General features: G+C 65.3%; 23 protein-coding genes. 6 read left to right on the plus strand and 17 right to left on the minus strand.

Annotation, left to right across the window (positions count from 1 at the left end; translation table 11 throughout):
- Positions 1 to 44: 44 nt before the first annotated feature.
- From purF to ASC93_RS09540, 5 genes are all read right to left on the minus strand, one after another.
- Complete coding sequence (purF, locus tag ASC93_RS09520) at positions 45 to 1,568, minus strand: amidophosphoribosyltransferase (protein WP_056440453.1); 1,524 nt, start codon at positions 1,566 to 1,568, stop codon at positions 45 to 47.
- A 29-nt stretch (positions 1,569 to 1,597) separates the two neighbouring features.
- Positions 1,598 to 2,086, minus strand: coding sequence for a CvpA family protein (locus tag ASC93_RS09525; protein ID WP_056440455.1), 489 nt, complete (start codon positions 2,084 to 2,086; stop codon positions 1,598 to 1,600).
- A gap of 44 nt (positions 2,087 to 2,130) precedes the next feature.
- Entirely contained in the window at positions 2,131 to 3,123 is a 993-nt protein-coding gene (locus ASC93_RS09530; protein WP_056440457.1) for an SPOR domain-containing protein, read from the minus strand.
- 11 nt (positions 3,124 to 3,134) lie between these two features.
- The gene (gene folC / locus ASC93_RS09535; RefSeq protein WP_056440459.1) at positions 3,135 to 4,433 is read right to left on the minus strand and encodes a bifunctional tetrahydrofolate synthase/dihydrofolate synthase; all 1,299 of its coding nucleotides are present in this window, start codon (positions 4,431 to 4,433) and stop codon (positions 3,135 to 3,137) included.
- 192 nt (positions 4,434 to 4,625) lie between these two features.
- Positions 4,626 to 4,907, minus strand: a complete 282-nt coding sequence (locus ASC93_RS09540) for a hypothetical protein (protein ID WP_056440461.1) — start codon at positions 4,905 to 4,907, stop codon at positions 4,626 to 4,628.
- A 12-nt stretch (positions 4,908 to 4,919) separates the two neighbouring features.
- On the opposite strand from ASC93_RS09540, the gene ASC93_RS30570 reads away from it, so the two are divergent.
- The 3 genes from ASC93_RS30570 to ASC93_RS09550 are packed head-to-tail and all read left to right on the plus strand — an operon-like array spanning position 4,920 to position 6,060.
- The gene (locus ASC93_RS30570) at positions 4,920 to 5,153 is read left to right on the plus strand and encodes a hypothetical protein (RefSeq protein WP_157201822.1); all 234 of its coding nucleotides are present in this window, start codon (positions 4,920 to 4,922) and stop codon (positions 5,151 to 5,153) included.
- Between the two features lie 14 nt (positions 5,154 to 5,167).
- On the plus strand, positions 5,168 to 5,629 hold the full coding sequence (locus tag ASC93_RS09545) for a BPSL0067 family protein (protein WP_157201823.1): 462 nt from the start codon (positions 5,168 to 5,170) through the stop codon (positions 5,627 to 5,629).
- Complete coding sequence (locus ASC93_RS09550) at positions 5,626 to 6,060, plus strand: STY0301 family protein (protein ID WP_056440466.1); 435 nt, start codon at positions 5,626 to 5,628, stop codon at positions 6,058 to 6,060. The genes ASC93_RS09545 and ASC93_RS09550 overlap by 4 nt, the downstream gene beginning before the upstream one ends.
- Before the next feature lie 99 nt (positions 6,061 to 6,159).
- On the opposite strand, the gene trpA is transcribed toward ASC93_RS09550, so the two are convergent.
- The 12 genes from trpA to ASC93_RS09605 form a co-directional block, all read right to left on the minus strand.
- On the minus strand, positions 6,160 to 6,960 hold the full coding sequence (trpA, locus tag ASC93_RS09555) for a tryptophan synthase subunit alpha (RefSeq protein WP_056440468.1): 801 nt from the start codon (positions 6,958 to 6,960) through the stop codon (positions 6,160 to 6,162).
- Positions 6,961 to 7,001: 41 nt separating this feature from the next.
- A complete protein-coding gene (gene trpB, locus ASC93_RS09560) occupies positions 7,002 to 8,258 on the minus strand; it encodes a tryptophan synthase subunit beta (protein WP_056440469.1) in 1,257 nt (418 codons plus the stop codon).
- Positions 8,239 to 8,934, minus strand: coding sequence for a phosphoribosylanthranilate isomerase (locus ASC93_RS09565; RefSeq protein ID WP_056440471.1), 696 nt, complete (start codon positions 8,932 to 8,934; stop codon positions 8,239 to 8,241). The genes trpB and ASC93_RS09565 overlap by 20 nt, the downstream gene beginning before the upstream one ends.
- A gap of 157 nt (positions 8,935 to 9,091) precedes the next feature.
- Positions 9,092 to 9,892: a tRNA pseudouridine(38-40) synthase TruA gene (gene truA, locus ASC93_RS09570; protein ID WP_056440473.1), complete on the minus strand. Its 801-nt coding sequence runs from the start codon at positions 9,890 to 9,892 to the stop codon at positions 9,092 to 9,094.
- Between the two features lie 11 nt (positions 9,893 to 9,903).
- The gene (locus ASC93_RS09575; protein ID WP_082547894.1) at positions 9,904 to 12,975 is read right to left on the minus strand and encodes a FimV/HubP family polar landmark protein; all 3,072 of its coding nucleotides are present in this window, start codon (positions 12,973 to 12,975) and stop codon (positions 9,904 to 9,906) included.
- Between the two features lie 347 nt (positions 12,976 to 13,322).
- Positions 13,323 to 14,447, minus strand: coding sequence for an aspartate-semialdehyde dehydrogenase (gene asd / locus ASC93_RS09580; RefSeq protein ID WP_056440475.1), 1,125 nt, complete (start codon positions 14,445 to 14,447; stop codon positions 13,323 to 13,325).
- A 47-nt stretch (positions 14,448 to 14,494) separates the two neighbouring features.
- Entirely contained in the window at positions 14,495 to 15,565 is a 1,071-nt protein-coding gene (gene leuB, locus ASC93_RS09585) for a 3-isopropylmalate dehydrogenase (RefSeq protein WP_056440477.1), read from the minus strand.
- A gap of 15 nt (positions 15,566 to 15,580) precedes the next feature.
- The gene (gene leuD, locus ASC93_RS09590) at positions 15,581 to 16,228 is read right to left on the minus strand and encodes a 3-isopropylmalate dehydratase small subunit (protein WP_056440480.1); all 648 of its coding nucleotides are present in this window, start codon (positions 16,226 to 16,228) and stop codon (positions 15,581 to 15,583) included.
- Between the two features lie 11 nt (positions 16,229 to 16,239).
- Positions 16,240 to 16,362, minus strand: a complete 123-nt coding sequence (locus ASC93_RS29600; RefSeq protein WP_082547895.1) for a lipoprotein — start codon at positions 16,360 to 16,362, stop codon at positions 16,240 to 16,242.
- A 90-nt stretch (positions 16,363 to 16,452) separates the two neighbouring features.
- The gene (gene leuC, locus ASC93_RS09595; protein WP_056440483.1) at positions 16,453 to 17,853 is read right to left on the minus strand and encodes a 3-isopropylmalate dehydratase large subunit; all 1,401 of its coding nucleotides are present in this window, start codon (positions 17,851 to 17,853) and stop codon (positions 16,453 to 16,455) included.
- Between the two features lie 238 nt (positions 17,854 to 18,091).
- Positions 18,092 to 19,993, minus strand: a complete 1,902-nt coding sequence (locus ASC93_RS09600; protein ID WP_056440485.1) for a chemotaxis protein CheA — start codon at positions 19,991 to 19,993, stop codon at positions 18,092 to 18,094.
- Positions 19,993 to 20,862, minus strand: a complete 870-nt coding sequence (locus ASC93_RS09605; RefSeq protein ID WP_056440487.1) for a protein phosphatase CheZ — start codon at positions 20,860 to 20,862, stop codon at positions 19,993 to 19,995. Before ASC93_RS09605 ends, ASC93_RS09600 begins: the two co-directional genes overlap by 1 nt.
- Before the next feature lie 369 nt (positions 20,863 to 21,231).
- On the opposite strand from ASC93_RS09605, the gene ASC93_RS09610 reads away from it, so the two are divergent.
- From ASC93_RS09610 to ASC93_RS09620, 3 genes are all read left to right on the plus strand, one after another.
- Positions 21,232 to 21,696, plus strand: coding sequence for a universal stress protein (locus ASC93_RS09610; protein ID WP_056440489.1), 465 nt, complete (start codon positions 21,232 to 21,234; stop codon positions 21,694 to 21,696).
- 128 nt (positions 21,697 to 21,824) lie between these two features.
- On the plus strand, positions 21,825 to 22,469 hold the full coding sequence (locus ASC93_RS09615; protein ID WP_036232923.1) for a response regulator transcription factor: 645 nt from the start codon (positions 21,825 to 21,827) through the stop codon (positions 22,467 to 22,469).
- A 421-nt stretch (positions 22,470 to 22,890) separates the two neighbouring features.
- Entirely contained in the window at positions 22,891 to 23,685 is a 795-nt protein-coding gene (locus tag ASC93_RS09620; protein ID WP_056440490.1) for a Crp/Fnr family transcriptional regulator, read from the plus strand.
- Positions 23,686 to 23,729 lie beyond the last annotated feature (44 nt).

Raw genomic sequence — 23,729 nt, forward strand, 5'->3', positions numbered from 1 at the left:
CTGCGCGGTGGTAAATGATGAGGCCCATCAACAACAAACCCGGATTATTCGGCTGCGACGGGCGGATTCAGGTTCAGCTGCGTGCGCACCATGTCGTCCGACGATTTGCCGGACGACTTGTGGCGCACGCTCTCGAGCTGGTCGAGATAGGCCGGCGTCACGTCGCCCGTCACATACACGCCGTCGAAGCACGACGCTTCCACGTTCGTCAGGGCCGGGTTGACGTCCGAGATCGACTTGCGCAGCGCGTCCAGGTCCTGGTACACGAGGCGGTCGGCCGTGATCTCGCGGCACACTTCCTCGACGGTGCGGCCGTGGGCGATCAGCTCGTCGCGCGTCGGCATGTCGATGCCGTACACGTTCGGGTACAGCACCGGCGGCGCGGCCGACGCGAAGAAGACCTTGCGGGCGCCCGACTCGCGCGCCATCTGCACGATCTCGCGGCTCGTCGTGCCGCGCACGATGGAGTCGTCGACGAGCAGCACGTTCTTGTCCTTGAACTCGGACGCGATCGCGTTCAGCTTCTGGCGCACGGACTTCCGGCGCATCGTCTGGCCCGGCATGATGAACGTGCGGCCGATGTAGCGGTTCTTGATGAAGCCTTCGCGGTATTCGACGCCCAGCTTCAGCGCGAGCTGGATGGCGGCCGGGCGCGACGAATCCGGGATCGGCATCACGACGTCGATCTCTTCGACCGGGATCTCCTTGCGGATCTTCTCGGCCAGGTATTCGCCCATGCGCAGGCGGGTCGCGTACACGGACGCGCCGTCGATCACGGAGTCGGGACGGGCCAGGTACACGTATTCGAACGCGCACGGGTTCAGCGACGGATTCTCGGCGCACTGGCGCGTGTGCAGCTGGCTGTCGGCGTCGACCCAGACGGCTTCGCCCGGCGCGATGTCGCGCACGAAGCGGAAGCCCAGGCCTTCGAGGGCGACGGATTCGCTGGCGAGCAGGTATTCGGGACCGTTCTCGGTCTCGTTGATGCCGAGGCACAGCGGACGGATGCCGAACGGATCGCGGAACGCGAGCAGGCCGTGGCCGGCGATCTGCGCGATGACGGCATACGCGCCGCGCACGCGGCGGTGCACGTGCGCGACGGCCTTGAACACGGCGTCCGGCGCGAGCGTGAAGCCGTCGGCGGCCTGGGCGATTTCGTGGGCGAGCACGTTCAGCAGGACTTCCGAATCGGAGTTCGTGTTGACGTGGCGGCGGTCGTTGCGGAACAGCTCTTCCTTCAGTTGCTCCTGGTTGGTCAGGTTACCGTTGTGCGCCAGGGTGATGCCGAACGGGGCATTCACGTAGAACGGCTGCGCTTCCTCTTCGCTGGACGAGCCGGCCGTCGGATAGCGGCAGTGGCCGATGCCGGAATTGCCCTGCAGCGAACGCATGTTGCGTGTGCGGAAAACGTCACGCACGAGGCCGTTGGCCTTGTACATCGAGAACATGCTGCTGTGATTGGTTGCAATCCCCGCCGCATCCTGGCCGCGATGCTGCAGCAGCAGCAATGCGTCATACAACAGCTGGTTGACGGGGGCTTGCGAGACGACGCCGACGATGCCACACATGGTGTGCTCCTAATACCGTGAAGAAGTGTTCAAAACTGTACGTGCTGCGCGAAGGCAGCGGGCAAGAAAGGCTTGACCGTGCGCGCTCCGGTTTCCGCCATGGGCGAGAGCAGCGCGTCTTTCCAGAAAGCCTGTTGGGGAATGGAAGTCATCCCGCACAATATGACGCCGGCCAGCACGATTACAATGCCCCGGCCCAACCCGAACAGGCCGCCGAGGCCGCGGTCGGCCAGGCTCAGGCCGGAGGCCTCGATCAATGCGCCGATCGCGAGGGCCAACAGGCCCATCAGCACGCGCACGCCGAGGAACAATGCAATGAAGGCGACGATCAGCCGCAAGGCTTCGCCCGGAATCACGGATGGTAGCATGGGCGCCAGCTTCGCGCCGAAGGCGTTGGCGACGATGAAGGCCGCCACCCAGCCGAGCAGCGACAGGATTTCCTTGACCAGGCCGCGCATGGTGCTGATGACGACCGACGACGCCAGGATGAACAAGACCACGTAGTCGAAGATCGTCACGGCGCGGCTTTTGCAGTCATCATCGGTTTCGGACAGGTTCGGCGTCAGACCGGGCTCATGGTGCCGGACATGCCCAGGCGGCCCAGTTTGGCGCGGACTTTCTCGGCGTCGTCCTTGTTCAGGGGGCCGACCCGTACACGGATCAGTTCGCCGGCCGGCGTGTTCGTCTTTTGCGTGTACGACGAGATGCCCGCTTCGCGCAGCCGGGCCTGCACTTCGGCCGCTTTTTCCTGGCTCGACAGTGCCGCGACCTGCAGCACGAATTTCTGCGATCCGGACTCGGCCGGCTTGTCCTTCACGGCGGCCTTCTCGGCCTGCTTGCCTTCCAGGATCGCCATCGCGCGGGCCGCGTCGTCATGCGGCTTGGCCGGCTTTTCCTTGTCGGCGCGGGCGTCGCGCGCGAGGCGCTCGGCCCTGTCACGTTCCGCCTTGTCGTGCTCGGCCTTGTCGTGCTCCGCCTTGTCCTTCTCGGCGAGGCGCGCCTCGGCTTTCGCGTCCTTGTGCTCGGGCTTCGCGGGCTCGGGCCTGGGTTCCGGCTTGTGCTCGACCTTGGGCTCCGGCTTCGGTGCGGTCACGGCGGCGACGCTCTCCGGCTTCGCGCCGGCGACGGTGGCCGGTGGCTTCGGTGCCGGCGCGGGCGGCGGTGCATCGACGATCTCCTCGCCCTTGTCGACGCTGTCCGCGGCGGACACGGCCTTGTCGGCGGCAGGCACGGGCAGCGGCGCCGCCTTGTCCTTCGCGGGGATCTGGATCGCGATGTCGCCGGCGAGCGGCTTCGGTTCGGAATCGAGCAGCATCGGCAGGCCGACGGCGGCGGCCAGCGCCAGCGCAACGGCGCCCACGAGGCGGCGCCGGGCGCGCTTCTTTTCGGGCAGCATGGGGTCGTTGCCGGGACGGCGCGACGCACCGCCGCCGGCATTGCTCGCACGCTTGGCGCGGGCGCGCTCGCCGATCGCGGCGTCGTCATCCTTGCTGTAGAAGCGGCCACTGTCCTCGGTGAGGCGGTCCTGCTTGCTTTTAGGGGAGAACAAGCCCATGCGGTGTCACGTCAATGAAGAGAGGATTTACGGGCCGCCATCACGCCAGCCACGGTGTAGAACGAACCAAAGACCACTATTCTATCATCCTGTCCGGCCCGGCTCGTTGCATCTGCGAATGCCTCGGCCGGATTCGCGAACGTTTTGACGGAGAATTCGCCGTCCTTGGCATCGGTCGGCCGCAACGCTTCGATCTTCGCGGCCAGCACGGCCGGGTCGGCCGAACGGGGCGACGGCAGCGCCGCCACGCACCAGTGGTCGACGTACGGCGCCATGTGGGCGACGACGGCGTCGATGTCCTTGTCCTGCATGATGCCGAGCACGCCGTAGGTAAACCGGTGGAACCCCATGTTGCTCAGGTTCTGCGCCAGCGTCGCCGCCGCGTGCGGGTTGTGGGCGACGTCGAGGATCGTCGTCGGACGGCCCGCCAGCACCTGGAAGCGGCCCGGCAGCTCGACCAGCGCGAGGCCCGTGCGCACCTCCTGCGCGCCCACCGGCAGCACGTTGCGCAGCGCCTCCAGCGCCGCCAGCGCGGCCGCGGCGTTCAGCAGCTGGTTGGCCCCGCGCAGCGCCGGATACGCGAGCGAATTGCGGCGCTGGTTGCGGCCGCCGTAGGCCCATTGCTGCTTGTCGCCCTGGTAGTTGAAGTCGCGGCCCAGCAGCCACAGATCGGCGCCGATGGCTTCCGCGTGGTCGATCAGCGATTGCGGCGGCAGCGGATCGCTGCAGATCGCCGGCCTGCCGGGGCGGAAGATGCCGGCCTTCTCGAAGCCGATCTCCTCGCGCGTGTCGCCGAGATAATCCTTGTGGTCGATGTCGATGCTCGTGACGATGGACACGTCCGCGTCGATCACGTTCACGGCATCCAGGCGCCCGCCCAGGCCCACCTCGAGGATCGCCACGTCGACGCCGGACGTCGCCAGCAGATGCATGATCGCGAGCGTCGTGAATTCGAAATACGTGAGGTCGATGTCGCCGCGACGCGCTTCCACTTCAGCGAACGCCGCGACGAGAACGGCGTCGCTGGCCATCTCGCCGTTGATGCGGGCGCGCTCGTTGAAATCGAGGAAGTGCGGCTTGATGTACAGGCCGACCTTGTAGCCGCTCTGCAGCAGCATCGCTTCCAGCATGGCGCAGGTCGAACCCTTGCCGTTGGTGCCGGCGACCATGATCACGGGGCAGGAAAAGGCCAGTCCCATGCGCTCCTTGACGGTGCGCACGCGGTCCAGCCCCATGTCGATGTGGGTCTCGGCATGGCGTGACTCGAGCAGTGCCAGCCAGTCGGGCAAGGTGGTCGGGAGGTTGTGCATGGGATGTCGTCCGGATGAAGCCTGGAAGGAAAATACGCGCGCGGCCGGTTGCTTGTCGGGAGCAGCCGGCCGCGCATTTGGGCGTAGTGTAGCCGTTCGTATCAGGCTTGTCGAATTCTTGCCGTCAATTACTTATCTTCTCGACAAGCTCCAGAGTCCGTGTGCCCGAACGAATCCATACCCCGACGCGAATCAATGCGTGACGGCGCCGACTTCGGCCGTGGTGAATTCGAAACCGCCGATGCGGGCCGCCACCTGGTTGTAGATCCAGGCACCGATCGCGGCGCCGATGAACGCGCCGACCGCATACGCCACCGGCATGACGACCAACATGGCGATGCCGACGCCCGCCGGCATCACCGCCGACATGAACAATGCCGCCAGTACGACGACCGGAATGGCGGTGACGAGATACACAGCGGCCATGACCTTGGCCGACTGCACGACGGATACCTGCACGATTTGTTTTTTCATGATGGATGCCGGGTGGAGTGGAAGAAAACAGCCCGTCCACTCTATCCCGACATTTCCACCAAGAAAATCGAACGCGTCAAGGAACGTGCTTCAGCGGCGTCGGCAAGAAGATCGAAAGCGATCAGAGCCGGTCTTGAGATCGCGCTGACGCACGAATTTGACGGCCAGCAACTCCCTCGCGTGGATCAGTGCTATTTCAGAGAAGCATCAACTATGCTGAAACGCAGTGTCCATAACGATGTGTAGTCGAAGGAGGGGGTATGGCAGTGATAGGTCTTGACGGAAAAATTCTTTCCATTCCAAACAAACGATTCGTCTACAGCAACCCGCAAGCACTGGTAGGTATGCCCTTGGTCGGCCTGGGGGAATGTGTGGCCATGATTCAGCGCTACTTCCCTTCCATCGGTAATACCAGAACCTGGAAAGCGGGGCAACGGGTTGTGGAGTCCAAGGATATCAAGATTGGAACTGTTATCGGTACAATGGTCGATGGGAAGTGGCCTGGACTATCCCACGGCAACCACGTCGGGATCTTTGGAGGCGTAGAAAGTCGCAGCATCCAAACAGGATTCATGACTTCGTTTGTGATTGTGGAGCAATTTATACATTCCAATGTCAAGGCAATACAAGCCCGAGTGCTCCACGCAAAAGGAATAGGCCCGAACGGCCGCTACAGCGATCCGTCCAACAATGCCAGTGCATTCTTCATCATCGAAAAATGAAGATTATTTTCTGCGCCATATTTTTTCTTGCGAGCTGTGCGGCACATGCGGAAGTGACGATAGCTTGCCCCACCGACTACCCCTCGGACCTACTGATTGCAAAGGGGGTCCCGGCAGGATGGACGGGAATTGCGCATGTCGCCGGATCACGACTGATCCTGCAATCGGCGGGCGTCATTGCCGGCCCGCCTGCCGGGAAAATCCAAGGTATTCAGATGGGGACCGAAACCAGGACCAAAAAAGGGTTCACCTTGACATTCGTCGATTTGGACAAGTTTACCGAGCCCTTGGAAAAATGGATGTATTGCGCGTACGGCATGGGGGGCGACGTTCAGCTCTTGCGGCGACTACCCGACACGACCAGGGAATGCGTGTCGGAATACACGAAGACGCCATACGGCAATTACGATATACGTACCATCTGCCGTTAGACGACACAATGCGATGCATTGCGCGAAGATGCGCCGTCCGGCAAACGGCGATTGTTCGAACAACCGGGACGCATTGCCCGGTTGTTCGGCGAATGCCGCTTATTTGGCGTCCAGCGCTTCCCTGATGCCCGCGACAAACGCCCGCACGGCCGCCGGCCCCTGCTCCTTCGGCGTATTTTCCAGCTCCTGGATGATGCGGCTGCCGATCACGACGGCGTCGGCCACCGCCGCCACCGACCTGGCCGTCTGCGCGTCGCGGATGCCGAAGCCGACGCCGATCGGCAACTTGACGTGCTCGCGGATCGCGGCCACGCGCTGCGCCACGTCGGCCGTGTCGATGCCGCCCGCGCCCGTCACGCCTTTCAGCGAGACGTAGTAGGAAAAGCCGCTGCCGTGGCGCGCCACCTGCTTCACGCGCTCGACGGTCGACGTCGGCGCCAGCAGGAAGATCAGGTCGAGGCCGTTGGCCTTCATCTCGGCCGCGAACGCTTCGCACTCCTCCGGCGGATAGTCGACGACGATGGCACCGTCGGCACCGGCGGCCTTGGCGCGGCGGACGAATTCGCTCTGGCCCATGCGCTCGATCGGGTTCGCGTAACCCATCAGCACGACGGGCGTGTGCTGGTTGGTCTTGCGGAACTCGGCGACCTGGGCGAACACGTCGGTCATGCTGATGCCGAACGTGAGCGCGCGTTCGCAGGCGCGCTGGATGACGGGGCCTTCCGCCATCGGGTCGGAGAACGGGACGCCGAGTTCGAGGACGTCGGCGCCACCCTCGACGAGGGCGTGCAGCAGCGGGACGGTCAGTTCCGGAGCCGGGTCGCCGGCGGTGATGAAGGTGACGAGACCGGTCTTGCCCTGCTCTTTGAGGGCGTCGAAAGTTTGTGCGATACGGGACATGCTGTTTTCCTTGAATGTGGTTGGCAATGGGAGGATGGGGCTCAGCCGAAGTTGAGTCCCGCCCGTTGCGCCACGGTGTGCATGTCCTTGTCGCCGCGGCCCGACAGGTTCACCAGGATGATCTGGTCGGCCGGGAGCGTCGGCGCCAGCTTGGCCGCGTAGGCGATCGCGTGCGACGATTCCAGCGCCGGGATGATGCCCTCGATACGGCAGCAGTCGTGGAACGCGGCCAGCGCTTCGTCGTCCGTGATCGACACGTACTGGGCCCGCTGGCTGTCCTTCAGCCACGCGTGTTCCGGACCGACGCCCGGATAGTCCAGGCCCGCCGACACGGAATGCGTCTCGATGATCTGGCCGTGCTCGTCCTGCAGCAGGTAAGTGCGGTTGCCGTGCAGGACGCCCGGGAAGCCGGCCGTGAGCGACGCCGCGTGCTTGCCGGAGTCCAGGCCCTCGCCCGCCGCCTCGACGCCCACCAGCTTCACGCCCGGCTCGTCGATGTACGGATAAAAGATGCCCATCGCGTTCGAGCCGCCGCCGATGCAGGCGACGACGTAGTCCGGCTGGCGGCCCGTCATCTGCGGCATCTGCACGCGGCATTCCTCGCCGATCACGGACTGGAAATCGCGCACCATCATCGGATACGGGTGCGGACCGGCGACCGTGCCGATGATGTAGAACGTGTTCTCGATGTTGGTGACCCAGTCGCGCATCGCTTCGTTCAGCGCGTCCTTCAGCGTCTTCGATCCCGATTCGACCGGGACGACGGTCGCGCCCAGCAGCTTCATGCGGTAGACGTTCTGCGCCTGGCGCTTGACGTCCTCGCTCCCCATGTAGATCACGCATTCGAGGCCGAAGCGCGCGCAGATGGTGGCCGTCGCGACGCCGTGCTGGCCGGCGCCCGTCTCGGCGATGATGCGCGGCTTGCCCATGCGGCGGGCCAGCAGCGCTTGCCCGATCACGTTGTTGATCTTGTGGGCGCCGGTGTGGTTCAGGTCTTCGCGCTTGAAGAAGATCTGCGCACCCAGGCCGTGATGCGCCCCCTGCTGCGACCAGCGCTTGGCGTGGTACACGGGCGACGGGCGGCCGACGAAGTGCGCCAGCTCGTAGCGGAATTCTTCGAGGAATTCGGGGTCCTGGCTGTAGCGCGCGTAGGCGTCGTTCAGTTCGGCCAGCGCGTGGCTGAGCGTCTCGGCGACGAACGAGCCGCCGTACGGGCCGAAGTGGCCGGTGGTGTCCGGCAGCTGGTAGTCGGGGGTCTTGAACAGCGCTTGTGCGCCGTTAACTTGGTTGGCTTTCATGGTGTGTCAGGCTTTCAGTGGTGGCATCGCCGGCCCGCACCGCGTCGACGAACGCGGCGATCTTGCGGGCATCCTTGATCCCCTTGCTCGCCTCGACACCGCTACTGATGTCGACCGCGAAGGGGCGTACTTGCGCCACCGCGCCAGTCACGTTGTGTACGCTCAAGCCACCACTCAAAACGACCCGAGGCGCGAGCTCTTTTGGAATAAGAGACCAATCGAAAACCTTTCCTGCACCGCCATAGGCATCCACGTAGGTGTCGAGCAGAAGACCCGAGAACCACGTACTGGCGGCGCGGTATTGAGCTTCCGATTCTAGCAAATCGGCGGACGTCGTGTCGGGTTTTACGCGATACGCCCGCACGAACGGCCGTTGCACGGCGCTTGCCAGCCGAGCGCACTGCCCGACCGTTTCGTCGCCGTGGAATTGCAGCAGCGCGACCGGGCCGGCCGCGACGACCGCGCGGACCTCGTCCTCCGTCGCGTTGACGAACAGCGCGACGGTGTTCAGGAACGGCGGCAGTGCGCGTGCCAGTTCGGCGTAGCGCACGGGCGTGACGTAGCGCGGGCTCTTCGGGTAAAACACGAAGCCGAGGGCGTCGGCGCCGGCATCGACGGCGGCATGCAGGTCTTCAGTGCGGGTGATGCCGCAGATCTTGATACGGGTGCGGGGCATGATGGCTCGACGATGAAACGTGCAATATCGGCCGCAGCAGGGTGGGCTCCCCTGAGCCCACGCGGAAGCCGGCACAACGCAAACTTAGGCGTGGGTACGTGTGTGATGCCACCGGCATCACACCCCCCACCCTACGGCAGGTGGTCAATTCAACATTCTACAACCACGGCAGGGCCGCCGCCGGCTCCTGCGGCAAGCCCCACTTGGGATCGTAATCGATTGTAGCAAGGTACAGCCCATCCGGCATGAAGGTCGGCGCCGCGGCGTCGCGCGAGCGCGCGTCGAGCACCTCGGCCATCCAGCCCGGCTCGTTGCGTCCCGTCCCCACATAGATCAGCGAACCGACGATGTTGCGCACCATGTGATGCAGGAACGCCGAGGCGCGCACCGTGAACACGACGATGTCGCCGCTGCGCTCGATGCGGACCTCGTGCATCTGCTTGACGGGCGAATTCGCCTGGCAGCCGGACGCGCGGAAACTGGAAAAGTCGTGCGTGCCGATCAGGTGCGCGGCCGCCGCGCGCATGCGCTCGACGTCGAGCGGCCGGAACACCCAGCCGGCGCGTCCGGCCAGCAGCGCGGACGGGTTGGCGTGGTTGTACAGCACGTAGTGATAGGTGCGCGAGCGGGCCGAGAAGCGCGCGTGGAAATCCTGTCCTTCGATGTCCGGCGCGACCACGTGGGCCCAGCGCACGACGATCGACTCGGGCAGGAAGGCGTTCGTGCCGCGCACCCACGATTGCGGCGCGCGGTCGAGGTCCGTGTCGAAATGGACGACCTGCTCGATCGCGTGCACGCCGGCGTCCGTGCGGCCGGCGCACGTCGTCGCGAGCCGCGTGCAGGCGAATTTCTCGAGTGCGATCTCCAGCTGGTCCTGCACCGTGTCGCGCGATGGCTGTTTCTGATACCCGTTCCAGGCGGTGCCCACGTACTGGACACCCAAAGCGATTCGTGTCAAAGCGCGTTACCTTACGCCAGGGATGCGCGCATCGAGGTGGCACGCGCCGCCTGCTCGGTACTGCCGCCGCGGATGACTTCATCGAGCAGCTCGCGCGCCCCTTCCTTGTCGCCGATTTCCTGGTAGGCGATGGCGAGATCCAGCTTCGTCTCCATCTCCATGTGGGCGGCGGACAGCGCGGCCGAATCGGCCGGCGCGGCCGGCATGTCGAAAGCCGGCTCGGACAACGTCTGCACTTCCGGCAGCGGCAGGGCACCGTCGGCCGGCAGGTCGAGGTCGAAGCCGCCCATGTCGAATTGCGCTTCCGCGCGCTCCGGCACGACGCGATCCGGTTCGGCGAACAGCGCGTCGGCCGGTGCCGGCGTGGCCGGGATGTCGAACATGTGCTCGTCCAGCGCGGCCGCCGGGATCGAGGCCGGGCTTTCCGCGCGCGGCGTCTCGGCCACGTCGAAATCCATGGCGTCGAGGTCGAACAGCGGATCGCGCTCCGCGGCCGCGGCGTGCGGTTCCGGCTCGGGCGGCAGGCTGGCCTGCAGCTCCGTCGGCAGGTCGGGCAGGTCGAATTCGCGCGCCAGGTTGGCCATCTCGATCTCGGCGGCGGCAGCGGTCGCGGCGGCCGGGGCCAGCAGATCGTGTTCCGTGTGCGCTTCCAGTTGCGGCACCGGATTCGCGGCCGGGGCGGCGAAGTCCATGTCGAACGAGAAGTCGAGCGGGTCGTGTTCCGCCTTGTCCAGGGCGACCGCCGGTTCGGCCGGCAGCGCCGGTGCGGCCGGCGCGGCGGTCGGCTGGTCGAATGCGCTCATGTCGAATTCGAGGTCGGGCACGTCGCCCACGTCGGCCAGCGGCTGCGCGGCCTGCGGCGCGCTCGCCTGCTCGACCGGCTCGAACGCGAGGCCGCCCAGGTCGAAGTCGAGCGTGTGGTCGTCTTCCACCGGCGCCGATTCGGTCGACGGCGCGTTGGTCACGGGGGCCGGTGCCGGCTGGGCCGTCGCCATCGCGTCGGCGAAGTGCTGGCTGAAATCCATCGGCTCGTCGAGCGGCGCGGCGAACGGATCGTCCACGTGCGCGTTGGCGACATGCGCGTCCGCGACATGCGCGTCGGTCGCCGGCACCGCGGTGGGTGCGCCGAAGACGTCGTCCAGCTCCTTCGACAGCAATGCCTGCTGGCCCAGTTCCTCGGTGCTGGGCGCCGGGGCCGCAGGCGTGGCGCTGTGGGCATACAGCGGGTTGAGCGGGTCGATGGACAGGCCCAGCGCGGCGGCCTGCGCCCATTCGTCGCCCTGGCCGCGCGTCATGCCGTACAACTCGGCGGCCTGCGTCTCGAACGCGCGCTGGTCCTTGCGGGCGGCGTAGATCTCGAGCAGCTTGAGGCGCACCGGATAGCGCTCCGGATGCGTGCGCAGGGCTTCCTTGAGGATCTCCTCGGCCTGGGCGTCGCGGCCGTAGGCGATGTAGACGTCGGCTTCCGCGACCGGATCGACTTCGTTCGTGTCGAGCTGGCTGGCGGACGGCGCGAAGCTCGAGTTGAAGACGCTGTTGTTCGTGTCGACGCTCTGGCCGCCCGTCTCGGCGAACATCGAGTGCGCCGGCTCGGCCGGCACGCCGAGGATCGACGGCTCGGCCACCGGCTTGGCGACCTTCTGCTTGCGGCGCTGGGAGACGAGCAGGCCGCCGAGCAGCAGCGCGACCGCGCCGCCGCCGACCAGCGGCAGGTTGTTCATGATGAAGTCCATCAGGCCCGGTTCCGGCGGGGCGGCCGGCCTGGCCGGTTTGATGGCCGGCAGCTTCTTCGGCACGGTCGCAGTCGGAGCCGGCGCCGGCGTCTTCGCCAGCGTCGCGGATGGCTGCGCGGGCGCGGCCGGGGTCGACGCGTTCTTCTCGGCTTCGGCGCCCGTCTTGCTCTTGACCGTGGCCAGCTTCTCGAGGTCGTTCACATTGCGTTCGAGCTCGCGCACGCGCTGCTGCGCATCGGCCAGGGCCTTTTCCTTGGCGATGCGGTCCTCGGCGCTCATCGTCGCGCCCTTGCCGGCAGGCGTGTCCGGAGCGGCCTTGGACAGGCGCAGCTTGTCCTGGGATGCGTTGGCGGCCGTCGGGCGTTCCTCGACCTTGGCCGTGATCTTGCCGGCCGCGCTCTGGCCCGCCTCCGGGGTCCTGGCGGGCTCGGACGCGCCGACCTGGCCCGCCAGCTTGTTGCGGTAGGCGTTGAAGTCGGCCGCATGGGCGACGACGACGCCATGCGCCTCGGTGTCGTCCGTGGCGCGCACGGCGTCGGCCGACGGCACGGCCAGGATGCGGCCCGACTTGAGGCGGTTCATGTTGTTGCCGATGAAGGCGTCGGGATTGGCGCGGTACAGCGCGACGAGCATCATGTCGAGCGACACGTCGACCGGCTTGAGCTGGCTGGCGATGCGGCCCAGGCTGTCGCCCGGCCTGACGCGGTACTTCGACGGCGCGGCCGCGGCCTGGGCGCCCTCGCCTTCCGTGGCCGGGCGCGCGCGGTTGCGCTGGGCGGCGGCGCTTGCGCCGCGGTCCGTCTCGACGGGGCGTGCCTGCGCGGGCGCGGGCGCGGGCGCGGGCGCGGGCGCCGCCGCCTGCGGGCGCGGGGCCGGCGCGGCGCGCGTCTCGCTCGGTGCCACCTGGGCCGACTGCGTCGCGCGCAGCTCGGCCGGGTCGAGCAGGAACGTGTATTCGCGCACGAGGCGGCCGTTATTCCACGACAGCTCCAGCAGCATGTCGACGAACGGCTCGTTCAGCGGCTGGGTGGAGCTGACGCGGATGAACTGGCGGCCGCCGCGCTGCTCGACGTTGAAGCGCAGCGACAGCAGGGCCGGATTGAAATCGATGTTGGCCGCCTTGAACGCGTCCGGCGACGCCAGCTTGGCCGCGAGGCCCGACGCCTCATCCCCGGACACTGCCGTCAATTCGATTTCGGCGCGCAGCGGCTGGCCGAGCGCGGACAACACCGTGAGCTTGCCGAGACCGGCAGCATGCGCCGCGGACGTCAGGACCAGCGCACTTGCGACCGCCGCGGTGAGCTTCTTCAGCGCGGACGACTTCAGCGGGAGGCGGTGAGTGACATGCATAGATTCGAAAGCGGAGTGGGTTGACGGGGGCGCGCGACCTTGCCCGGAGGTCTCAGCAACATATCATCATGCACTGTGGCATGCAAGTTCTGCGGGGAGAAACATTCAGCAAGTCTGCGTTATGTAGACGGTATATTCAAAGTTATGATGTTTTTTGGATGATTCGGTGTCAATTCATCACGAAACCCGTCCTCGTCGTTCCCACGCAGGCGGGAGCCCGGGTTGCGCATGGCGGCCGCTCGACATTGGGCCCCCGCCTGCGCGGGGGCGACGCGATCGAAATAAAAAGCAAATAAAAAAGGCGGCCCTGCGGCCGCCTCTCTCGCGCCCGCAGGCGACAGATTACATCACTTGTCCAGGACGATGCGCAGCATGCGGCGCAGCGGCTCGGCGGCGCCCCACAGCAGCTGGTCGCCGACGGTGAAGGCCGAGATGTATTCCGGGCCCATCGACATCTTGCGCACGCGGCCGACCGGGATCGTCAGGCTGCCCGTGACGGCGGCCGGGGTCAGGTCGCGCACCGACGCTTCGCGCGTGTTCGGCACGAACTTCACCCACTGGTTGTCGTTCGCGATGATGTCGTTGATCTCGTCCAGCGGCACGTCCTTGTTGAGCTTGATGGTCAGCGCCTGCGAGTGGCAGCGCATCGCGCCGATGCGGACGCACAGGCCGTCGACCGGAATGACGTTGCCGCCGGCGCCGTTGCGGCCCAGGATCTTGTTGGTCTCGGCGCCGCCCTTCCACTCTTCCTTCGACTGGCCGTTGCCCAGGTCCTTGTCGATCCACGGGATCAGGTTGCCGGCCAGCGGCACGCCGAACTGCTTGGTTTCCTCGGCCGACAGGCCGTGCTGGGTGGCCAGCACGCCACGGTCGATTTCGAGGATGGCCGACGCCGGATTGTCCAGCAGCGGCTTGACGGCCGCGTTGATGGTGCCGAATTGCGTGAGCAGTTCGCGCATGTGCTGGGCGCCGCCGCCCGATGCGGCCTGATAGGTCATCGACGTCATCCAGTCGACCAGGTCGTGCTTGAACAGGCCGCCCAGGCCCATCAGCATGCACGACACGGTGCAGTTACCGCCGATGAAGTTCTTGACGCCGCGCGTCATGGCGTCCTTGATGACGTTCAGGTTCACGGGGTCGAGCACGATCACGGCGTCGTCGCTCATGCGCAGGGTCGACGCGGCGTCGATCCAGTAGCCGTTCCAGCCGGCCGCGCGCAGTTTCGGGAACACTTCGGTCGTGTAGTCGCCGCCCTGGCACGAGATGATGATCTCGCATTTGGACAGTTCGGCGATGTCGGTCGCGCTTTTCAGCCTGGTCTCGTTTTTCGCCATCTTCGGGGCGTCGCCGCCCGGATTCGACGTCGTGAAGAACACCGGCTCGATATGGGCGAAATCGCCCTCGTCCTGCATGCGCTGCATGAGGACCGAACCGACCATGCCGCGCCAACCAACCAGACCTACTAATTTCATGATATCCCTCGTTTAAAAATGTTCCGCCCGAGCGGGCGTATTCCTTGTCAACCCAATGCTTTGACGACCGCGTCGCCCATCTGTTCCGTGCCGACGCGCGTCGTGCCTTCTTCGTGGATGTCCGCCGTGCGCAGGCCCTGGGACAGCACCTTCTTGACGGCGTTGTCGATGCGGTCGGCCTGCTCGGGCTTGCCCAGCGTGAAACGCAGCATCATCGCGGCGGACAGGATCGTCGCCAGCGGATTGGCGATGCCCTTGCCCGCGATGTCCGGCGCCGAACCGTGCGACGGCTCGTACAGGCCCTTGTTGTTGACGTCCAGCGAGGCCGACGGCAGCATGCCGATCGAACCGGTCAGCATCGCCGCTTCGTCCGACAGGATGTCGCCGAACATGTTGCCGGTGACGAGCACGTCGAACTTCTTCGGCGCGCGCACGAGCTGCATCGCGGCGTTGTCGATGTACATGTGTTCGAGCTCGACGTCCTGGTATTCCTTGTGCACGTCGGTGACGATGTCGCGCCAGAACTGGAACGTCTCCAGCACGTTGGCCTTGTCGATGCTCGTCAGGCGGCGGTTGCGCTTGCGCGCGGCCTGGAACGCGACGTGGGCGATGCGGCGGATCTCGCCTTCCGCGTAGCGCATCGTGTCGAAGCCTTCGCGCTGGCCGGCGAACGGACCGTCCGGGCATTCGCGCACGCCGCGCGGCTTGCCGAAATAGACGTCGCCCGTCAGCTCGCGGATGATCAGGATGTCGAGGCCCGACACCACTTCCGGCTTGAGCGTGGACGCGCCGGCCAGTTCCGGATACAGGATCGCGGGACGCAGGTTGGCGAACAGGCCCAGCTCCTTGCGCAGGCCGAGGATGGCCTGTTCCGGACGCAGCGCGCGCTCCAGCGAGTCGTACTTGAAGTCGCCGACGGCGCCCAGCAGCACGGCATCGGCGGCTTTCGCCAGCGCCAGCGTGCCCTGCGGCAGCGGATGGCCGTGCGCCGCATAGCCGGCGCCGCCGACTTCCGCGCTTTCCAGTTCGAACGATTCGCCCAGCGCGTTCAGCACCTTGACGGCTTGCGCGGTGATTTCGGGACCGATGCCGTCGCCCGGCAGGATTGCAATCTTCATGTTCTTGTTCTCAGTTCAGATGGTGTTGGCGAGCCACGGCTGCGCTGCTAGACGCCGTTCCTCGTAGGCGCGGATGTCGTCGGCGTGGCGCAGCGTGAGGCCGATGTCGTCCAGGCCGTTCAGCAGGCAGTACTTGCGGAAGTCGTCGACGGCGAATTCGAACGCGAGGCGGCCGTCCGGCGTGCCCACGGTCTGCTTCTCGAGGTCGACGACCAGCTTGTAGCCGGGGAAGGCCTTGACTTCATTCATCAGCTGGTCGACCTGGGCTTCGCCGAGGACGATCGGCAGCAGGCCGCCCTTGAAGCAGTTGTTGAAGAAGATGTCGGCGAAGCTCGGCGCGATGACGGCGCGGAAGCCGTACTGCTGCAGGGCCCACGGCGCGTGCTCGCGCGACGAGCCGCAGCCGAAGTTCTTGCGGGTCAGCAGGATCGACGCGCCGGCGTAGCGCGGCTGGTTCAGCACGAAGTCCGGATTGACCGGACGCGTGCTGTTGTCCATGCCCGGCTCGCCGTGGTCGAGATAGCGCCACTCGTCGAACAGGTTGGGGCCGAAGCCGGTGCGGCGGATCGACTTGAGGAACTGCTTCGGAATGATGGCGTCGGTGTCGACGTTGGCCCGGTCCAGCGGGACCACCAGTCCTTCGTGTACGTTGAATTTATCCATGATCGACCCGATTATTTCCCGCCGGCGCCCGTGATGACCTGGCCGACCTTCTGCACGTCCTTGCCGACGCCGGAGATGGTGTTGCAGCCGGTGACGGCGAGTGCGATGAGTGCGAGAGCAAAAATTTTCTTCATTGATTTCTCGTAGGGTGGGCACCCCGTGCCCACCGATATATGCGATTACGGAAACGCATGGTGGGCACGGGGTGCCCACCCTACTGCTTCTCAGATTTTACGAACGTCGACGAAATGGCCCGCGATACCGGCCGCCGCGGCCATCGCCGGCGACACCAGGTGCGTGCGTCCGCCCTGGCCCTGGCGGCCTTCGAAGTTGCGGTTCGACGTCGACGCGCAGCGCTCGCCCGGTTCCAGGCGGTCGGCGTTCATCGCCAGGCACATCGAGCAGCCCGGCTCGCGCCATTCGAAGCCGGCGGCCTTGAAGATCGCGTCCAGGCCTTCGCGTTCCGCCTGTTCCTTCACGAGGCCGGAGCCCGGCACCACCATCGCCAGCTTCACGTTCGAGGCGCGCTGGCGGCCGCGCACGACGGCGGCGGCGGCGCGCAGGTCTTCGATGCGCGAGTTGGTGCAGGAGCCGATGAACACCTTGTCGATGCGGATGTCTTCCATCGCGGTGTTCGGCTTCAGGTCCATGTAGACCAGCGCCTTTTCCATCGCGTCGCGCTTGACCGGGTCTTTTTCCTTGTCCGGATCGGGCACGCGGCCGTCGATCGTCGTGACCTGCTCGGGCGACGTGCCCCAGGTCACCTGCGGGCGGATCTCCGCGGCGTTCAACTGCACGACCAGGTCGAACTTCGCGCCCGGGTCCGTGTGCAGCGTGCGCCAGTACGCGACGGCCTGTTCCCACTGCGGGCCGGCGGGCGCGAACGGGCGGCCCTTGACGTAGTCGATCGTCGTGTCGTCGACGGCCACCATGCCGGCGCGCGCGCCCGCTTCGATCGCCATGTTACAGACGGTCATGCGGCCTTCCATCGACAGCGCGCGGATGGTCGAGCCGCCGAATTCGATGGCGTAGCCGGTGCCGCCGGCCGTGCCGATCTTGCCGATCACGGCCAGCACGATGTCCTTGGCGGTCACGCCGGCCGGCAGTTCGCCGTCGACCTGCACGAGCATCGCTTTCGATTTTTTCGCCAGCAGCGTCTGCGTGGCCAGCACGTGCTCGACTTCCGAGGTGCCGATGCCGTGCGCCAGCGCGCCGAACGCGCCGTGGGTCGACGTGTGCGAATCGCCGCAGACGACGGTCATGCCCGGCAGCGTGGCGCCCTGCTCCGGGCCGATCACGTGCACGATGCCCTGGCGCTTGTCGTTCATGTTGAAGTACGTGAGGCCGAAGGACTTGGCGTTGCTGTCCAGCGTTTCGACCTGCAGGCGCGACGTCGGGTCAGCGATGCCGTGCGAGCGGTCGGTGGTCGGCACGTTGTGGTCGGCTACGGCAAGATTGGCCGAAGTGCGCCATAGCGGGCGGCCGGCTTCGCGCAGGCCTTCGAACGCCTGCGGGCTGGTGACTTCGTGGACCAGGTGACGGTCGATATACAGCACGGTGGTGCCATCCGCATCGGCACGCACGACATGCGAATCCCAAAGTTTGTCGTAGAGCGTTTTTAACATAATGAGTTGCGAAGTCCAGAGAAACGACCGCTTCATGCGGGCATGGTCTTTGATTATGCCATATTTGTGCAATGCGGAAGCAAGGGCCTTCAAGCACGATTATTCCAATGAACTCATCCATATAAAAATTTTGTTCGGATGTGTTTTCAGAAACACAAATAAAAAAAGCCTGCGCATTTCCTGCGCAGGCTTTTCGTAGCTTTGTAGCAAAAATGTTGTACGCAGCCCGCGGCGTGGTTTATGCGGCCAGCCTCACCGTCGACCGGCAACCGTCCATGAGGAACGACAGGCCGACGACCAGCACCAGCGATCCTTCGGCCGAACGCGCCGTGCCGGTGATGCCTTCGACGGTCAGCGCCGTCATCGGCTTGATCACCAGGTCGGCCGTACCGTCGACGGCTTCCACCGCGATGATGTACGGCTGCGGGGCGTTGATGACGATGCCCACGCGTTCCACGCACGCTTCGTAGCCGAGCGACAGCGCCAGCGAACGCACCGGCAGCGGACGACCCTGGTCCTTCAGCACCGGGGCGCCGCCGACCTGCATGAAGGTCTCCGGCAGCTCGACGACGCGCTCGACGACGGCCATCGGCAGGGCCAGCTGCGCGCCCGACGTCGACACCAGCATCGTCGGCACGATCGACAATTCGATCGGCAGGCGGATCGAGAACTTCGTGCCCGTGCCCAGGTTCGAGTCGATGCGGATCGCGCCGCGGTTCTTCTCGACGGCCGTCTTGACCACGTCCATGCCCACGCCGCGGCCCGAGACCGACGACGCCACTTCCTTGGTCGAGAAGCCCGGCAGGAACACGAGCTGGTACGCTTCGTCGTCGCTGGTGGCCTGGTTCTCGCTGATCAGGCCCTTTTCCATCGCCTTCTTGCGCAGCTTGGCCGGGTCCATGCCGCGCCCGTCGTCCTGCAGCACGATCATGACGCTGTTCGCTTCCTGCCAGGCTTTCAGCAGGATGAACGCCTTGGCCGGCTTGCCGTTGGCGACGCGGTCGTCCGGACCCTCGACGCCGTGGTCGAGCGCGTTGCGCAGCATGTGCACGAGCGGGTCGTACAGGCTGTCCACGACGACGCGGTCGACTTCCGTCTCGGCGCCTTCGATGGTCAGCTCGACGTCCTTGCCCAGGTCCTTCGCGAGCTCGCGCACGAGGCGCGGGAATTTCTGGAACAGGCGGCCGACCGGCTGCATGCGGGTCGCCAGCGTGGCGCGCTGCAGCTCGGCCGAGTAGCGCGAGGCGCGTTCCAGCGTCTCGGTCAGGGTCGCCATCAGCGTGGCGGCCTGGCCCTCGAACTTGAACTGCGACAGGCGCTCGAGCAGCACGGCGGCCTGGTTCGCGGCCTGCACGGATTCGCCGGCCACTTCCAGCAGCGCGTCCAGCTTGACCGCGTCGATACGGATGCTCTCGTCCTTGGCGGGACCGGTGCTGGCCGGCTTGGCCTCGTTGCGGCGCTCGACGCCGTCCCAGCCCGGCTTGCCCGGTGCGGCGGCGTCGGGCGCGGCGTGCACCGGCGCGACGGCCGGCGCGGCTGCCTCGGATGCTGCGGGCGCCGCGGCTGCCGTGGCTGCGTTCGGCGTATAGGTGCCCGCCGGGACGACCGCCATGAACATCGCTTCCCAGTCGAGACCGTCGGCGCCCGGCACGGCCGCAGCAGCAGGTGCCGCGGCAGGCGCCGCTGCCGGCGCTGCGACAGGTGCCGGCGCAGCCGCTGCCGGCGCGGGCGCGGCCTTGGGCGCGGGCGCGGCGTCGTTGCCGGCGATGGCCTCCTTGAGCATGCGCTCGAGGTCCGGCGGCATCGACGGCAGCTGGTCCGGCGTGGCGCCGTTGTTCAGGTCACCCAGCTGGTCGGCCACGAAACCGGACGCCTGCAGCGACGCTTCGATCGCGGCCGGCGTGACGGGAGCGGCGCCGGTACGCAGCGCGTCGAACAGGTTTTCCGTCAGGTGGCACGCGGCGACGAGCGCCGGCAGCCCCATGAAACCCGCGCCACCCTTGATGGTGTGGAACGAGCGGAACACCGCGTTCAGCGTTTCCTTGTTATTGGGATCGCGTTCGAGGTGCAGCAGATGCTCTTCGACATTCGCTGCAAGATCCATCGCCTCGACGACGAAATCCTTGAGCATTTCATCCATTAGAATCCCAGATCGGCAAGAAGGTCATCGACACTGTCCTGGTCGAGCGCCGCGGACGGCACCGACGGACCCTGCATCAGCGTTACGGGCTGCTCCTGCTCCTGCGCGGCCTGCTTCTGCGCCAGCTTTTCCTTGACGTCCGGCGGCGCGCTGTCCTTGAGCAGCTGGGTCAGCTCGTTCTCGACCGTCTTGGTGATGACCACGACTTTCTTGATCAGCTGGCCGGTGATGTCCTGGAAGTCCTGGGCCATCATGATCTCGAGCAGGCGCGCCTTCTCGGCTTCCGTCGCTTCCGACACCAGCTGGGCGAACTGCTTCGAATCGCCGGCCAGGGCCTTGAACTGCTCGATCGAGAGCTTGCCCGCGAACAGGTCGTCCCAGCGGTTTTCCATGTCCTTGGCCTGCTTGGACAGCAGGTCCTGGGCCGGCATGCCGTCGTCCAGGGTGTTCAGCACCTTGTTGGCGGCCTGTTCGGTCAGGGTGGCCACGTATTCCAGACGGTCCTGCGCGTCCATGATCTGGGACGACGCCTCGGTCAGCGCCTTGTCGTAGCCCAGCTCGCGCAGCGAGTCGTGCAGCAGGCGCACGATGCCGCCCAGGCGCTCGTACATGCCTTTTTCGTGGTCTTCCTCGCCCGTCTCGGCCGGTGCGGCGGCGGCGGCGACCGGCGCGGCCGGAGCCGGCACCACGGCCGGCGCCGGGGCGCTGGTGGCCGCGACCTGGTCGAACAGGGCCTCCAGGTCGTCGCTGTCGTCGCTGGCGGCGGGTGCGGGTGCCGGCACGGGCGCCGGAGCGGCTGCGGGCGCGCTGGCACGCTGCGCTGCCACTTCCTCGAATAGTGCGTCGAAATCGTCAGCGGCGTCGGTCATAGTCCCTGCTTCTCCATAAATTAAATGTCGCAATCATCTTTGCTGTGTGCGGTACGGCTGCCGTCATTACGCTGACGGTACGAATTTCCGACGAGTGTATCAGTGTGGTTGCCGTAGGTAAATCTTCGAAAATGCCCGCGCAGTCGAATCCGGGGTAATCTTGGCCTGCCGACAATCTTTTACAGGCGTTTCTGAATAATTTCGCAAAGTATCTGTTGTATTTTTTTATCGCTGGGTAATTTGTGACATCCGGTATTTGCCTGCGGACAGCCGAGCACATCACTGAGCAAGATCAAGCATTTACGTTCTGCCAAGAGGTCAAACGCGAACTACAATGAGAATGTAGCGTGACGTGAGGGAGGACTCACCATGTACCAGAAAATTCTGATCACCACCGACGGCTCCACGGTATCGCAGCACACCGCCTGTGCCGGCGTCAAATTCGCCCAACAGATGGGAGCCGAAGTGCTGGCCCTGTTCGTCGCGCCCGAGTACCAGTACCCGGTCTATGTCGAGATCGTTCCGCCCGCCTACCCCAGCGAGGAGGAATACGTCGACCAGATGCAGCGGCTGGGCCAGGAATACATGGGCTCGATCGTGCGCTCGGCGGAAGGCTGCAGTCTCAAGCATGCCTGCATGACGGCGTTTTCCGATGCGCCGGCGCTCAAGATCGTCGACGTGGCGGAACAGCAACACTGCGACCTGATTTTCATGGGCTCGCACGGCCGCAGTGGCTGGGGGCAATTACTGCTAGGTAGCGTGACCAACAAGGTGCTGTCGCACACGAGCAAGCCCGTGCTGGTGCACCGGCTGATCCGCGAACCCGGCACCTGAGCGACTGACTTCAAGTTGCCGCACTGTCATCGGACAGTAGGCATTGTCCAAAAAAAGGCAACGTCAGTGTTGCTGACGTGATATCTTTTTACCTTCTATTTTACAATTGACCCCTTGGGGGACACTTTATGATTCGCATTGTCATCGCCGACGACCACACGATCATGCGCGAAGGTCTCAAGCGTATCCTCGACGGCGCGCTCGACATCGAGATCGTCGGGGAGGCCATCAACGGCTTCGAAGTGCTGTCGCTGGTGCGCCAGGGCGGCTTCGACCTGTTGCTGCTCGACCTGTCCATGCCGGGCCGCAGCGGCGTCGACCTGATCCGCCAGGTGCGCAGCGAGGCGCCCAAGCTCGCCATCCTGATCCTGACGATGCACGAGGAAGAGCAGTACGCCGTGCGCGCCATCCGCGCCGGGGCGCAGGGCTATCTCACCAAGGAAAGCGCGGGCACGCAGCTCGTCGGCGCGATCCGCAAGGTGGCGTCCGGCCGGCCGTACATCAGCACGGAAGTGGCCGAGCAGCTGGCGCTGAACATCATGGCGCCGAACGAACAGCTGCTGCACAAGCAACTCTCGGATCGTGAATTCGAGGTATTTTCCCTGCTCGTGGGCGGCAAATCGATCACCGAGATCGCCAACAACCTGCACCTGTCCGTGAAGACGGTCAGCACCCACAAGACCCGCATCATGCAGAAAATGGGCATGACCTCGCTGTCGGAAATGGTCCAGTATGCGGTCGCGCACCGTCTGCTGGCGCCGATGAAAGCCTGACAGGGCGCCGCCCGAAACAAATTTGACATTCTGACGACACTTTTTGTGCCCTGCTCCGGAGATTTTCCTGAACGCGCAGGGCCCAGCCCTCACTCGTAGTCCTACCCACGTTTCATTCGTATTCCCCTCTGGGCGACCGGTTGGCAGTAAGAAAATTCCTACAGCTTGACGCTCCCTCCTACTACACATTCAGCCGTTGCTGATATTAATGCCGGACTCGTGTTGGCATACTGACTTCAGCGTTTCGACTTGCCTGCGGTCATACCCGTATCCAGTCAGTCCGCTCTGTGCTCCGACACCGCGCTGGCATCACCGGATCGCAGCTTGCTTCTTTGAAATCCTAAACCTGGAGATGAGTATGCAGTCCCAGCTAACTTCAGAACAACGCAACGCCTCCCCGTCGACCCTGCACTCGTCACAGATGGAAGCCGGACGTCAGCGCCAGGGTCGTCTCTGGTCGAACCTGAAAGAGGTCTGCGACCTGCTTCACATCCCGGCCGCCGTATCGATGAATACGGAGGAACTGTTGTTCCAGCACGTGCAGTTCAAGACCGGGCAGCGCGTGCACACGATCGGCCAGGCCTTCGACACCTTGTACATCGTCAACTCCGGCTTCCTGAAAACCGTGCTGATCGACGAATTCGGCAACGAACAGGTGCTCAGCTTCCCGATGAAGGGCGACATGCTCGGCGTCGACGGCATCCATACGCGCCATTACGCCTCGGAAGCCGTCGCCCTGTCCGATTGCGACCTGATCCTGGTGCCGTTCAAGAAATTGACCGCCCTCGGGCGCGTGCACGCCGAACTCGAGAACCTGATGTATGGCGTAATGAGCCGCGAACTGGTGCGCGAACAGGCCATGATCGGCATGCTCGGCGCCCTGTCGGCCGAAGCCCGCGTGGCGCGCTTCCTGATTTCGCTGGCGGACCGCTTTGCCGCGATGGGGTATTCGAGCAAGTTGTTCAACCTGCGCATGACCCGCCATGAGATCGGCAGCTATCTCGGCCTGACGCTCGAGACAGTGAGCCGTACCTTGTCCGCATTCAACGAAATCGGCCTGATCACGGTCGACCAGCGCACCATCGGCATCAAGGACCCGGAAGCCCTCAAGACGCTGCGCCGCCTGCCGCCATCGCGCGCGCGCGCCAAGCAGAACGCCAAGCACAAGGCCGAAGCGGACACCTCGGGCGATGGCCAGGTGCTGGCCACGGTCTGACGCAGCCACGCGCGGCCCGGCGCCACGCCAGTCTCACTGTCGAC

The organism is Massilia sp. Root335 (assembly GCF_001425685.1).
In the GTDB taxonomy this organism is placed as follows: Bacteria; Pseudomonadota; Gammaproteobacteria; order Burkholderiales; family Burkholderiaceae_D; genus Telluria; species Telluria luteola.